The organism is Halococcus salsus (assembly GCF_009900715.1).
GTDB classification, from domain to species: domain Archaea; phylum Halobacteriota; class Halobacteria; order Halobacteriales; family Halococcaceae; genus Halococcus; species Halococcus salsus.
Genome location: NZ_JAAAJC010000005.1, coordinates 39,492 through 52,753, shown reverse-complemented (window position 1 = coordinate 52,753; position 13,262 = coordinate 39,492). Strand labels below are relative to the sequence as shown.

Below are 13,262 nucleotides of genomic sequence, written 5' to 3'. Positions count from 1 at the left end.
GCGGCTATCGGGCCCGTCGCGCGGCGGGGGGCGAGAGCGGATCGAATACCGGACGAATCGCGAGCCGGCGTCTCATGAAACGGTTCTTCAAGATAGTTCGTGTGATCTCTCAAAAGAATACTGGTCCGACGTCGAGTAGGCTATCTCCGCCACCTGAACTCGCGACCATCGGGTCGTGCGAATGTACCCCGTCGCAGTGGGTTCACCCCATAGGACGAACCAGCTGGTGCTCATTCGCCGTGTTGTTCTACCGACCGCCGTCTTCCACTGACTTTACTCCTCCGTACGGCCGCCGGTCACGGATGCGTTGTCGACCGGCGCGTCGGGGTTCAGCTCGGCGATCTCTTCGGGGAGACCGAGCTCTGCATCGCTGTCCTCGCGGAGATGGGTTCGACCGCGACCGACCACCAGGTCCCCCGCGAGGTGGAGCCGAACCGCCTCGACGAGCGCCTCGGCTTCGAGCGGCTGGCCCCGCTCTTCCAGCTCCTCGGGCGTCGCGTCGTCGGGCACGTCGAAGGCGCGCTGGGCGATGATCGGGCCCTGGTCGAGGTCGGTCGTGACGTAGTGGGCGGTGACGCCCGCGATCCGGACGCCCTTCTCGATCGCTTGTCGGTAGGCCTCGGCCCCGGCGAACGACGGTAGGAGCGAGGGATGAACGTTGATAATTCTGCTTTCGTACCGGAAGACCACGTTCGGGCTCAGGATCCGCATGTAGCGGGCGAGCGCCACGAGGTCGACCTCGTACTCGGCGAGGATGTCCAACAGCCACTCCTCGTCGGGCACCCCGCCGGCGTCACCGATGTCGTAGAAGGGGATGTCGTGGGCTGCCGCGAGCGGCGCGAGGTCGTCGTGGTTCGCCACCACGACCACGACCTCCGCCTCGGGGTCGTCGTCGACGAACGCCTCCAGCATGGCCGCAAGGCAGTGTGACTCCTTGGTGGCGAGCACCGCGATCCGCTTGGCCTCGCGGTCGGCGGGGAACCTGACTTGGACGTCCATTCCGAGGTCGTCACAGAGGGCTTCGAGCGCCTCACGGAGGTCGTCCTCGGTGCAGGTCATCTCGGTCGTGTCGACCCGCATCGTCATCCGGAAGAGGCCCTCCCGGACCGCTTGATCCAGATCCTCGATGTTGGCGTCGCGCTCGAACAGCAGCGACGTGACCCGCGCGATCAGACCGGTGTCGTCGTCGCCGATCACCGTTATCTCGGTGAAATCGGGGTTCATGGTCGGCTCCCGTGGTACATGCGCCCGCTCGACGACCCGACGCAAAAACCCGTTCGGCTTTCCTCGGATCCAGAACGGTTTTCGCTCACCCCACCTTTCGGCCGCCAATGACCGCCTACACCGCCGTCGTCACGGTGCGGCTGAAACGGGGCGTGCTCGACCCCGAGGCCGAGACCACCGCACGGGCGCTCGAACGCCTCGGCTTCGAACTCGAGGACCTCCGGGCCGCCGACCGCTTCGAGATCGACCTCGCGGCCCCCGACGAGGCCGCGGCCGCCGAACGCGCCGACGCGATGGCCGAACGTCTGCTCGCCAACCCCACCATCCACGATTATTCGGTGGAGGTCGAGGCCCGGTGAGTTCGCTCGCTGTTCCCCGGTGGTGGCGAGCGTGACGGTCGCCGTGATCCGGTTCGGCGGCTCGAACTGCGACCGCGACGCCGTCCGCGCGCTCCGTGACGTGGGTGTCGACGCCGAGATCGTCTGGTACGAGGACGGCCTCCCCGAGGACGTCTCGGGGGTCGTGCTCCCCGGCGGGTTCTCCTACGGCGACTACCTCCGGGCTGGCGCGATGGCGGGCCGTGATTCGGTCATGGTGGACGTTCACGCCGCCGCCGAGCGCGGGATCCCGGTGCTCGGGGTCTGCAACGGGGCGCAGGTCGGCTGCGAGGCGGGGCTCACACCCGGCGCGTTCACCACCAACGCGAGCGCACGCTTCCAGTGCGAGCACGTGTATCTCCGTGTCGAGAACGCCGACACGCCGTGGACCCGCGGCTTCGACGCGGGCGAGGTTATCTCGCTCCCGATCGCCCACGGCGAGGGGCGCTTCGAGATCGCCGACGACCGCCTCGACCGGCTCGACGACGAGGACCGTATCCTCTTCCGGTACTGTGACGCCGACGGCGAGATCAGTTCGGGATCGAACCCCAACGGGTCGAAGGGCGCGGTGGCGGGCGTGCTTGGTGATTCGCCGAGTACTGCCGTCCTGATGCCCCACCCCGAGCGCGCGACCCTCCCCGAACTCGGCGGCACCGACGGGCGAACGATCCTCGCCGGGTTCGGTGCGTAGGTGGCCGGTCAGGCCCCTTCTCGTGTCCCGAGTAGCAACTGTGTCCACCAGCCCGAGAGCTGTGCCAGCGCGTTGAGAACGTGGAGCGAACAGCAGACCACCACGACCCCGAGGCCAGCGACGGCGAGCGCCTCGGCGAGCGTGTCGATCCGCCACGCCGAGAGCGTCACGACTCCGTCGAGCCCCACCAGCAGACGGTCCCAGCCGACCGAGAGCGCGGGGTGATAGCGAACGGGGGCGTCGCTGACGACCCCGACGTAGACACCCGGCTGGTTGTAGACCAGCGGTACCGCGAGCATGCTCACCCCGGTCACCGAGAGCGACATCACGACCGTGTAGGCCGCGACCCCGACGAAGAGCTTCGTCACGAGGTAGACCACCGCCTTCCAGGGCCCGAGGCTCACGACCAGCCGCCGTAGCCATCCCCGAACCGAGTCCGGCGACTCCCGGTCTCGGGTCGGAACCTCGATACCGAGCAGTACCGTCGCGAGCCACCGTTCGACGCTCGCCAGCCCGGTCGCGAGCCCGAGCATCCCGACCAGCAGCGGGACCCCGACCACGACCACCGCGAGCCCGACACCCAGCGAGAGCCCCACTGCGAACAGCACGAAGTAGACGAGTCCGAGCGGGAACGCGAGCGCGAGATACGAGAGGTTCCGGTAGGTCTGTCGTCTGAACGGGACGCCAAAGACCGTCCACACCACCGCGCGGACGGTCCCGTCGAGCACGTATCCGCCCTCCGTCGAACCCATCACGTAAACGATGATTTCGACGGCCCGGCATAAGGCTGCTGGTGGTTCGCACGGCGGGCGGCGGGTGGCCGACGTTTATGTAGCCCGCCCGAAAACCGCCGCACGATGGCGTGGCGGGTCGAACGGCTTGGGGGCGGACCGCGGTGAGTGACGACCTCGCGTCCGTGGCGGCGGTGCTCGACGACGAGTACGCCCGGACGATCCTCGAAGCCGCCCGCGACGAGCCGCGGTCGGCCGACGAACTCAGCGAGGCCTGCGATGCCTCGCCCTCGACGGTCTACCGTCGGATCGAACGGCTGGAGGCCACCGGCCTCCTCGCCGACCGCCAGCGAATCGACCCCGACGGCCACCACCACAAGGTCTACGTCAGCCGACTGACCCGGGTCACGGTCGACCTCGGCGAGGACGGCTTCGCGTGTACGGTCGAGCGCGACCGGGATCCCGACGAGGACGCCGTCGACCGATTCACGCGGCTCTACGAGGGGTTCAAATGATGCAGGTCCAGTCGACCGGCGGTGAGACGATGGTCGTTCTCGCGGCACTCGTCGGCCTCGCCGTCGCGCTCGTGCTCGCCGTCGCCGTGGTCTACACGTTGTTCACGGGCTACCGGCGGGTCGGCGACCCCGGAATGTTCGGTCTCGCGGTCGGGCTGACGTTGCTGACCGCGGTGCCCATCGTCCTCCGAGTCGTGGTGCCGACCCTCGGTATCGCCTCGCCGCCCGTCCGGTCGCTTGTCGTGAGCGGTTGTGAAATCGCGGGACTCGTCGTCGTCCTGGTGGTGATCTACGATGCTGGCTGACCTCGTCGTCCCTGCGGCGGCGCTCACCGCATCCCTCGGGCTTGCCGTCGCCGGTCAGGCCTACCGCGGTTACCGCCGTCACGGCAGCCGAACGATGGGGGCGCTCGCGGTCGGTATCGTCTGCCTCACCGCGGTGCCGTTCCTCGTCCAGCACGCGCTCGCCCCGTTCCTCGGTCTCTCCGACGCCACGACGCTGCTGGGGGTCGTGGCCGCCAACGTGCTCGGCTTGGTGGCGATCCTCCTCTCGCTCCGGACCTAACTGGGACGAGCCTCGCCGTTCGACGGGGCGGGTCAACCAAGCCGCGTGAGCTTGATCGAGCCGTTGGTCGTCCTGACAGTGAGTCGGTTGGTGCCCGTGCCGATGGTTCCGGTGAGGCTGTTCCGGTCCGACCCGGTCGCGTCGAGCGGGAGTCCCGTCGTCGTAATGTTCCCGTTGGTGGTCGTCGCGGTCACCCGCGCGTCAAGGTTCGGCGCGAGCGCGGCGGTGATCTGGCCGTTTGTCAAAGAGAGCGAGACGTGGCCGTCGATCCGGGGTACGTGAACGTCGACGTCGCCGTTGGTGGTTTCGGCACCCGCGATCCCCCTCACGCGCCGTGCCCGGACCGGCCCGTTGGTCGAGGAGAGCGAGACGAACCCGTCGACGTTCCGCGCCGCGACCGTGCCGTTGGTCGAACGGAGCGCCACGTCGCCCACGACGCCGGTCGCGGTGGCGTCGCCGTTCTTCGCGGTCACGGCCTCGACGCGAATCCCACTCGGCACCGCGGCGTCGAGCGATATCGAACCACCGCCGAGCCCGAACCACGAGTCCCCGCCTGAATCGCCGCTCACCGCGAGGTGGTCGCCGTTCCGTGCGGTCTCGACGGTCATGTCCTCGAGATCGGTGAACACCGACCCGGATTCCTTGACGCCGTGGAGTCGGACCCGGTCGGCGTCGGCCCGGCGGACGCTCGCGGCCCCGCTGTCGGTTTCGAGGGTGAGTCGCCCCTCGGTCATGCCGAGGGTGCGGTCGAACTCCTCGCGCTTGCCGACGAACGGCGTCGCACCCGAACAGCCCGCCGAGAACGCCCCGAGACCGACCGCACATCCGCCCAGCAGTCTTCGTCGGGAGAGAGTCACCGCGGATCCGTCGTCCGATGTCATGGGTTCGAGTCGTATCGGCTCGAGGATATACCCGGTCACCCGGTCGCACGATGCGCGACGCGCCGAAACGAATTTAAACCACACCACAGCGAGACGGGTCGGGAACGAACGACCGCGGGACGGCGCGCTTTTACCCTCGGCCCGAAAACCACCCGCGAGTGTCGCTCCGAACCATCGTGGACCTCCTGCGACGTGTTCTCGCCCCCGGCGAGAGCCTCTCCGAGCGGGCGGTCACCAGCGGCGTCTGGGTCACGATCACTAACGTCCTCGACCGCTTCCTCCAGCTCGTCATCGTGCTGTTCGTCGCGCGGATCATCGGTCCCGACGACTACGGCGTGATGGCGCTCGCGCTCGTCGTGATGAGCGGGCTGACCCAGCTCTCGCGACTGGGCATCGACGCCGCGCTGATCCAGCGCGAGGAGGCGAACGTCGACGCCTACCTCGACACCGCCTGGATGATGCAGAACGCCCGGGGCGTCGTGGTCGCCGCGATATTGTTCCTCGTCGCCCCGTTCATGGCCTCGCCCGCGGTCTTCGACCAGCCCGAGCTCACGCCGGTCCTCCGCGTGCTCGCGCTCTCGCCGTTGCTCTCGGGGCTCCAGAACCCTGGCCTCCTCTACCTCAAGAAGGACCTCCGGTTCGACAAGCAGTTCTTCTACACCATCTCCGGTACCGTCTTCTACGTCCTCGTCGCGCTCGGCGTCGCGTTCGTCACGCAGTCAGTCTGGGCGCTGGTGTTCGGGCTCGTCGCGAGCGACTTCATCCGGCTGATAGCCTCCTACCTCGTCGACGACTACCGGCCGTGGCCCCGATTCGACCTCGACCACGCCCGCGAACTCTTCGGCTACGGGAAGTGGATCTTCGCCTCCGGTGTCGTGCTCTTCCTCATCATGGAGGGCGACGACGCGTTCGTCGGGTGGTATCTCGGCGCTGCCGTCGTCGGGTTCTACCAGCTCGGCTACCGGGTCTCGAACGCGCCCGCGACCGAGGTGACCCAGACCATCTCCTCGGTGGTCTTTCCGACCTACGCGAAGATGCAGAACGACGAGCGCCAGCTCCGCGACGGCTTCTTCAAGACCGTGCAGCTCACCACCTTCGTCTCGTTCCCGGTCGCGGTCGGCATCGCCGCGGTCGCCCCCACCTTCGTGAACACCTTCCTCACCGAGGAGTGGGGCCCGATGGTTCCGCTGATCCAGCTCCTCGCGGCCTGGGGCCTGCTTCGCTCGCTCGGGGCCACCACGGGACCGCTGTTTCAGGCCATCGGTCGCCCCGAGATCGCCACTAAGATCCAGTTCGGCAAGCTGGTGATCATTGCCCTCCTGATCTACCCCGCCACCGCGCGGTACGGCGCGGTCGGCACGGCGCTCGTGATCGTCGGCAATTCTCTATTCTTCTCCGAACCCGTCTCGACGTACCTCGCGGTGCGCATCGTCGACGGAAGCTACGCCAAGCTCCTCGGGCTCATCGCCTATCCCGCGGTCGCGAGCGCGGTGATGGGGCTCGCGGTGGTCGGGGTTCACACCGCCGGCATCGCCACGGGCGTGCTCGAGTTCTGCCTGCTGGTGCTCGTCGGTGTCGGCGTCTACACCGTCTGTGTGGTCGTCTTCGAGGCGTTCTCGGGCTACGACAGCATCCGGCTCTGCCGACGAATGGCCGAGACGATGGTCTCCTGAGCCGGTCCGCTCCCTCCGAAGCGACCTGTGAGTTCAGGATCGGCCGGACGTCGGGATCCGAAAGCGAAACACGCGTGCACCCTCTTCTCGGACCATGTCAATCCTCGACGACGCGCGGGCCGTCATCGCGAACGGCCCGGTCTGTAACGCGTGTCTCGGTCGCGTCTTCGCCGACCGGAGCTTCGGACTCACCAACGACGAACGTGGTCGCGCCCTCCGGGTCGCGGTCCACCTCGACGACGACGAGCCCTCCGAACCGGTCGAGGACTGCTGGGTCTGTGAGGGTGAGTGCGAGCGCTTCGACGCCTGGGCCGACGAGGTCTGCGAGGCGCTCGGCGGGGTCGAGTTCTCGACCTACCAGGTCGGGACCCGCGTCCCGCCGCTGCTCGAAGAGAACGACCGCCTCCTCCGCGAGGACAGCGGGCTCGCCGAGGACGCAGGCGAACTGTTCAAATCCGAACTCAACCGCGAGGTCGGCAAGCGTGTCGGCGCGCGCACCGGCACGGAGGTCGATTTCGAGCGCCCCGACGTGCTCGCGCTCGTGAACCTCGAACGCGGGCTCGACGCGGGCGGCGTGGACGTCCAGGTCAACCCGGCGTTCGTCTACGGCCGGTACCGCAAGCTCGAACGGGACATCCCCCAGACCGAGTGGCCCTGTCGGGAGTGCGGCGGGGGCGGCACCCAGATGGCCGCCGACGGCGGCACCGAACCCTGCGAGCACTGCGGCGGGTCGGGCTACCTCTACGACGAGAGCGTCGAACAGCTCACCGCGCCCGTGGTTCGCGAGGCAATGGTGGGGGACGAAAGCCTCTTCCACGGTGCGGGTCGCGAGGACGTCGACGCCGTGATGCTCGGCACCGGTCGGCCGTTCGTGATCGAGGTCAAACACCCCCAGCGTCGCGCGGTCGACACCGACCGACTCGAAACCGAGATCAACGAGTTCGCCGACGGCAAGGCCGAAGTCCTCGGTCTCCGGCGCGCGACCCACGAGATGGTCGAGCGCGTGAAGGAGCTCGACGCCAACAAGACCTACTCCATGACTGTGGAGTTCGCCGACCCGGTCGACGAGGAGGCACTCGAAGACGCGCTCTCGGAACTCCAGGGGACGACGGTCGAGCAGTACACCCCCCAGCGCGTCGACCACCGCCGCGCGGCGCTGACCCGCGAACGCGAGGTCTACGAGACCGAGGGCACGCTCGACGACCCGCGCCACGCCACCGTCGAGGTCAAGGGCGCGGGCGGGCTCTACGTCAAGGAGTTGGTGAGCGGCGACGACGGCCGAACGGAGCCGAGCCTCGCTGGCTTACTCGGGGTCGAGAGCGAGGTCACGGCGCTCGACGTGGTCGCCGTCGAGGGCGAGGAGGAGGCCTTCGACGACCCCGACTATCTCATCGACGAACCGGCCGAGTGAGCAGGCTCATCACAACGGGTTTGAACGCGCCCCGTGAGTAGCGACCATGCACTTCGGCGTCGACGAAGCGGGTCGGGGTCCCGTCCTGGGCTCGCTGTTCGTGGCGTGCGTCCGCGCCGACCCCGCCGACCTCCCCGCCGGCATCGACGACTCGAAACGCCTCTCGCCCGCGCGCCGCGAGGCGCTCGCTGACGACCTCCACGGTGACGACCGGGTTTCGACCGCCGTGGTCGAGGTCACAGCCTCCGAGATCGACGACCCCGAGACCGACATCAACGCGCTCACGATCACGGCGGCGGCCGAAGCGATCGACGACGTGGCCGAGGACGGACTGGCTGGGATCGTCGACGCCTGCGACACCGACGCGGCGCGGTTCGGTCGGCGGGTCGTGGTAGCAACGGAAACCGACGTCGAGGTCACGGCCGAGCACGGGGCCGACGAAAACCACGCGCTCGCCGGCGCGGCGAGCATCGTCGCGAAGGTCGCTCGTGATACGCACATCGACCGGCTGGCGGACGAGCACGGCCCGCTCGGCAGCGGTTACCCGAGTGATCCGGCGACTCGGGAGTTTCTTCGGGAGTACGTTCGTGAGAACGGTGCGCTTCCATCATTCGCTCGTGCGTCGTGGAAGACGAGTCGGGACGTGCTCGACGCGGCGGCCCAATCGACGCTCTCGAACTTTTGAACGAGTGGTTTAGGACTCGTTTGCGCCGGGTCGAATTTTCGCAGTCCGTTCGCTGATCGACCGCTACAAGTCCTGGCTCAAATGAGAGACCGCACCACGACCGCCCCGCACCGGCCACGACCCTCCCCAGCCGATTCGCTCACTTCACTCGCTGTCGCTCGTTTCGTTCGCTCATCCCTCGCGCGAGTCGGGCCTTCGGCCCTCCACACGCGCCGACCGCTCTCGCTCCGTTGTAAATCCTGAAATTCAGTGACGAAGCGGATCGGTCGGGGGCGCGCTTCAGGTGTCCGTCAGCAGCCGTCGGAGCACGTTCCCGTAAGCCGGCCGGGTGATCAGCACGCCGATGAGCACCCCGACGATGGTGACGATGGCGAACCCGCGGAGGTCACCGAGTGAGAGCACCGCGAGCGGGCTCATGGCGATGATCGTCGTGGCCGCGGCCGCGCCGATGACCCAGAACGCGCGTCTGAAGCGGCTCTGGAATACCCGTCCGGTCTTGACCTCGCTCTGGAGGATCTCGTCGGCGATGATCACGAGGTCGTCGACACCCGTCCCTATCACCGCGATGAAGCCCGCGATGTGGGACAGGTCGAGCGCCAGCCCGACCGCCGAGGAGAACCCGAGGAGGATGAACACCTCCGCGAGCGCGGTGACCACCATCGGGATCGCCACCCGGAGTTCGCGGTAGCGGGCGAACACGACCCCCGCGACCGCGAGCACCGCGACCAGCCCCGTGACGAGCGAGAGCGATTTGAACTTCTGGGCGACGCTCGGCAGGATGTACTGGCTCGTGCCCTGGTCGAAGTTCAGCGGCGCGGGCAGCGCCCCCGCCTGGAGGTCGACCTGGAGGTCCTGCGCCTCGGAGGCGTTCTGCGCCGACGTCTGATAACCCGGGTCGTTGATGAAGCTCCCGGTGGCGAACTGCTGGGCGAGCCCTTGGGTCACGCTCGCGGCGTAGACCACTTCGCCGTCGCGCACCGTCAGCAGACAGTGCCCACCCCCGCCCGTCTCGAAGTTACAGGTCCTGACCTGGCTCTGCCGGCTGGAGGCGTTCGCGGCGTCGGCGAAGCCGTAGCGCTGCATCGCCTGGGTGAACGGCCGGGCGGCCTGCTCGGTGAGCGTCACCGGCACGATGGGTTGGCCCTGCTGGTCCCGCTGGACGGTCCCGACCGACTGGAAGTCGTCCTGGCTCTGGAGCACGGTGACGTTACAGGTGTTCGCCTCGCCCGAGTTACCGGACCCGCCGGAGCCGTTGCCACCGACCGGCCCCTCACAGTACGACGGGGTCCGATTGCCCTCGACGGTGAAGTACGCCACCGTCTGGACCTGACCCTGGTCGGCCACCAGATCCCTGACCTCCGAACGGTTCTGGTTCGGGACCTCGATCTGGATGTACCGTTGCTCGCCCGAGGAGACGGTCTGGACGGTGCCGCCGGTGAGCCCCGACTCGCTGATCTTGTTTTCGAGCACCTCGACGGCGTCGTCGTAGGTCTGCTGGGTCAGCCCGTTTCGGATGTCGTCTTGGGTGACGTCGTATCCCTCCTGCTGGAGCGCGTTCGCGAACTGTCCCTGTGAGACGTTCCCCGAGAACACCTCGACGGTGGCCGACTCGTTACCGACTCTGACTTGGACGTCGGTCGGTGAGATCCCGAGGTCCTCCGCCACCGATCCGGTGAGGTTGGCCTGCTGGCCCGGCTGGACGTTCACGTTCTCGGCGGTCATCCCGACCAGCGGCGCGCGGATCTGGGTCCCGCCCGAGAGTTCGAGGCCGAACTGGAGGTTCGTGGGGCCGCTCGTGGTGTTGGCCACGGCGGCGTTGCCGCCGCCCCCGACGCCGAACCCGGGCACGAACAGCGCCAGCCCGGCGACGACGACGAACACAACGAGCAGGGCGATCCGCCAGTTGTCGCGTATCATCGCGCGACCCCCTCGTACTTGTACCAGCGAAGCAGGCTGACGTTGAGGAGGTAGGTGTTCATCAGGTCGGTGATGAGCCCCATCACGAGGATCGTGCCGACCTCCGGGAGGAGCGGGATCCCGAGAACGAAGTCGCTCGCGACGACCGCCATCACCGTCATCGCGGCGATCGAGCTCAGGGTCATCGTCACCCCCGTGCGGCGCGCACGATACGTGCTCTCGTAGAAGTCACCCCGTCGCCGGAGGACGTGGTTGTTGAGCAGGATGTCCGAGTCGACGCTGTAGCCGATCAGCATCAGGAGCGCCGCGACCGTCCCGAGCGAGAGCTTGATCCCGAAGAGGTTCATCAGCGCGAGCGGGATCACGATATCGGAGAACGCCGAGGCGATCACCGCGATCGAGGGGACGAAGGTCCGAAAGAGGGCGAACACCAGAAGCGCCATTCCGGCGAACGCCGCGATCAGCCCGATCACGCCCGTCTGCTGGGCCCCCGCGCCGAAGTTCGCGGAGGTGGCCTGGACGGAGTCCACCTGATAGCCCGCGGACTGGGCGGCGTTGGTGAGCGCATCGGTGTTCGTCGACTGGAAGGTGACGATGTAGGTGTTGCCGCCCGCGGTCGGCGTGACGGAGGTCGGTTGGGTCGGGAAGGCCTCCTCTATCTGGGCCTGTGAAGCACCGGTCGAGACCTGGACCTCGGTCCCGCCGGTGAAGTCGATGCCGGGGGTCACCGGCGCGCCGGTGACGAGGAACCAGCCGCCGAGAACGCAGAGCGCGAGAACGAGCACCGCCAGCGGAACCGCGGCGAGCTGGCGGTCGGTGTACCGGGTGTAATCGAGGTCCGGTACGTCGAACGCGACCATGCCGTGCGGTGTGCGACGACCTTGAATAAGCTTTCTTATATGGGGCTCGCCGACGAGCGCGCCCTCGATCGGTTCAGCGGCGTCGAAGCGCCACCAGCCCGGCCGCGAGGACCGCGATCACCGCCGGTAACGCACCGAACCCCGGCCCGTCCTCCGTGGTGGTTTCGGCTTCGGTTTCGGTTCCTCCGATGATTTCCCCCTGACTCCCGTTCGCGTTCGTCGCTCTACGGGTCGTCGAAGCAGCCGTCTCCGTTGCGGTCGGGGTTGCCGTCGCGGTCGGCGGTGGGGCAACGGTCGCCGTTGCTGTCGGTGTCGCCGTTCGCGTGGCGGTCGCGGTTCGAGTCGATGTCACGGTGGCCGTCGATGTAGCCGTTGGTGTCGCGGTCGACGTGGCTGTCGCGGTGTCGCGAGCCGCGACGGGACCGAACGAGGTGGGGTCGACCTCGACGCCGTTGCGATAGACGGTCGCGTTGCCGTCGAGTCTGAGCCCCGTGACGTTCCCCTGCACGAGGTAGGCGTCACCACCGCCGCCGAGACGACCATCCACTCGTCCATCCGTGACGGTATCGACGTCGGGGTCGACGGTGATCGTGTGGTTCGCGACGGGCGCGCCGTGGCTCTCCCCACTTCGTTCGACGGTTCCATCGTGGGTGAACGCGTAGGTGACCTTGTTCTCGGCGGTACCGCCGACGATGACCAGCGAGCTGGCTTCCTCCACCCGATCCGACCCGCTCACCGAGACGTTCAGACTGTAGGGAACGAAGCCACCGACCGCACCCGGGTCGTACTCGGGAACCGGCCGCACGCTGACGTAGTACGTTCGGCCCGCTTCGACGGTTGTGTTCGCGACCGCGACGGTTTTCGATTCCATCCCCGTCTTCCGGGTCTCGTTGCTCCGGAACGGACCGTTTTCGGACGCATCACCGGCATAGTCGACGTCGTACGTCCGACTGACGCGTTCGCCGTTCCCATCGAGAATGTCGACGACGAGGTTCCCCTGATTGTCCGTCGGCAGGTCCCCGAGTTCGAGGGTGGCGGTGACCTCGCCGCCGGTAGTGGGTTCGACGGCGAAGCGATCGGTGTCGCCGCCCGTGATGGTCCCGTTGATCGGGCTGCCGTCGTCGATCGGGAGCGCACTATCGGCATCGTCGTTCGGCTCGAACGGGTCCGGGTCCGTGACCCCGATGCCGAAGTCGTACCAGTTACTGCCCTCGATACCGCCGCTCCCGTTGACCTTGAAGTAGTAGGTCCCGGTCTCCTCGAGCGTGGTTCCGGTCGTGAAGACGTCCCCGATCCCGGAGCCGGCCGTCGCGACGACTTCCCCACTCGGACCGTAGAGCGTTCCTTTCGCCGGCGTCATGTCGTAGCGCCCCGATGGGAGGCGAGCGGTCCCCTGCGAGTAGATGTTTATCGACTGGCCCGCCGTGGCGTCGAACGAGTAGAAATCCACGTCGGGGTCGGTGACGTTTCCCTCGTCCGCCGGCGTCTGGTTGATGCTACCGGTGATCGTCCCTCCGACGATCCCCTCGTTCCGTCCGGGGGTGAGGTCGAGCGGCGTCGCCGTCGAACGGTCGTCGTTGGGTTCGCTGTCGTTGGTCACGCCGTTCCAGTCGGTCTGTTGGGCGGCCACCGGCCTCAGTTCGTGACTCGGTGGCTGGTCGGGTCCGGCCGCCTGGACGACGCCACCGCCGTAGCCCGCGCTCGCGACCACCACGACCACCAGGGCAACCTGT

General features: G+C 67.8%; 14 protein-coding genes. 8 read left to right on the top strand and 6 right to left on the bottom strand.

Annotation, left to right across the window (positions count from 1 at the left end; genetic code table 11):
• Positions 1 to 273 precede the first annotated feature (273 nt).
• A complete protein-coding gene (locus GT355_RS12935; RefSeq protein ID WP_160135007.1) occupies positions 274 to 1,224 on the bottom strand; it encodes a formyltetrahydrofolate deformylase in 951 nt (316 codons plus the stop codon).
• 107 nt (positions 1,225 to 1,331) lie between these two features.
• Here GT355_RS12935 and purS point away from each other — a divergent pair, with 107 nt between their 5' ends.
• Together purS and purQ are read left to right on the top strand one after the other, a co-directional pair.
• Positions 1,332 to 1,583: a phosphoribosylformylglycinamidine synthase subunit PurS gene (purS, locus tag GT355_RS12930; RefSeq protein ID WP_160135006.1), complete on the top strand. Its 252-nt coding sequence runs from the start codon at positions 1,332 to 1,334 to the stop codon at positions 1,581 to 1,583.
• A 31-nt stretch (positions 1,584 to 1,614) separates the two neighbouring features.
• On the top strand, positions 1,615 to 2,292 hold the full coding sequence (gene purQ, locus GT355_RS12925) for a phosphoribosylformylglycinamidine synthase I (protein ID WP_160135005.1): 678 nt from the start codon (positions 1,615 to 1,617) through the stop codon (positions 2,290 to 2,292).
• Positions 2,293 to 2,300: 8 nt separating this feature from the next.
• Here the strand turns inward: purQ and GT355_RS12920 are convergent, their stop codons facing one another.
• Positions 2,301 to 3,044 (bottom strand): sensor domain-containing protein, encoded by a 744-nt coding sequence (locus GT355_RS12920; RefSeq protein ID WP_160135004.1) that lies wholly within the window; start codon positions 3,042 to 3,044, stop codon positions 2,301 to 2,303.
• A 143-nt stretch (positions 3,045 to 3,187) separates the two neighbouring features.
• On the opposite strand from GT355_RS12920, the gene GT355_RS12915 reads away from it, so the two are divergent.
• Genes GT355_RS12915 through GT355_RS12905 form a run of 3 tightly spaced genes read left to right on the top strand, consistent with a single transcriptional unit; the run spans position 3,188 to position 4,102 of the window.
• A complete protein-coding gene (locus tag GT355_RS12915; protein ID WP_160135003.1) occupies positions 3,188 to 3,538 on the top strand; it encodes an ArsR/SmtB family transcription factor in 351 nt (116 codons plus the stop codon).
• Complete coding sequence (locus tag GT355_RS12910; protein ID WP_160135002.1) at positions 3,535 to 3,843, top strand: hypothetical protein; 309 nt, start codon at positions 3,535 to 3,537, stop codon at positions 3,841 to 3,843. Before GT355_RS12915 ends, GT355_RS12910 begins: the two co-directional genes overlap by 4 nt.
• A complete protein-coding gene (locus tag GT355_RS12905) occupies positions 3,833 to 4,102 on the top strand; it encodes a DUF7521 family protein (RefSeq protein ID WP_160135001.1) in 270 nt (89 codons plus the stop codon). The genes GT355_RS12910 and GT355_RS12905 overlap by 11 nt, the downstream gene beginning before the upstream one ends.
• Before the next feature lie 32 nt (positions 4,103 to 4,134).
• On the opposite strand, the gene GT355_RS12900 is transcribed toward GT355_RS12905, so the two are convergent.
• Entirely contained in the window at positions 4,135 to 4,983 is an 849-nt protein-coding gene (locus GT355_RS12900; RefSeq protein WP_160135000.1) for a DUF4097 family beta strand repeat-containing protein, read from the bottom strand.
• Between the two features lie 158 nt (positions 4,984 to 5,141).
• Here GT355_RS12900 and GT355_RS12895 point away from each other — a divergent pair, with 158 nt between their 5' ends.
• The 3 genes from GT355_RS12895 (at position 5,142) to rnhB (ending at position 8,752) form a co-directional block, all read left to right on the top strand.
• The gene (locus GT355_RS12895; RefSeq protein WP_160134999.1) at positions 5,142 to 6,656 is read left to right on the top strand and encodes a lipopolysaccharide biosynthesis protein; all 1,515 of its coding nucleotides are present in this window, start codon (positions 5,142 to 5,144) and stop codon (positions 6,654 to 6,656) included.
• 94 nt (positions 6,657 to 6,750) lie between these two features.
• Entirely contained in the window at positions 6,751 to 8,067 is a 1,317-nt protein-coding gene (locus tag GT355_RS12890) for a tRNA pseudouridine(54/55) synthase Pus10 (protein WP_160134998.1), read from the top strand.
• Between the two features lie 46 nt (positions 8,068 to 8,113).
• A complete protein-coding gene (gene rnhB, locus GT355_RS12885; protein WP_160134997.1) occupies positions 8,114 to 8,752 on the top strand; it encodes a ribonuclease HII in 639 nt (212 codons plus the stop codon).
• A gap of 279 nt (positions 8,753 to 9,031) precedes the next feature.
• Here rnhB and GT355_RS12880 read toward each other — a convergent pair whose 3' ends face one another.
• From GT355_RS12880 to GT355_RS12870, 3 genes are all read right to left on the bottom strand, one after another.
• A complete protein-coding gene (locus GT355_RS12880; RefSeq protein ID WP_160134996.1) occupies positions 9,032 to 10,669 on the bottom strand; it encodes a preprotein translocase subunit SecD family protein in 1,638 nt (545 codons plus the stop codon).
• Positions 10,666 to 11,529, bottom strand: coding sequence for a protein translocase subunit SecF (gene secF, locus GT355_RS12875; protein WP_160134995.1), 864 nt, complete (start codon positions 11,527 to 11,529; stop codon positions 10,666 to 10,668). The genes GT355_RS12880 and secF overlap by 4 nt, the downstream gene beginning before the upstream one ends.
• A gap of 73 nt (positions 11,530 to 11,602) precedes the next feature.
• Positions 11,603 to 13,249, bottom strand: a complete 1,647-nt coding sequence (locus tag GT355_RS12870) for a PGF-CTERM sorting domain-containing protein (RefSeq protein WP_240145810.1) — start codon at positions 13,247 to 13,249, stop codon at positions 11,603 to 11,605.
• Positions 13,250 to 13,262: the final 13 nt, after the last annotated feature.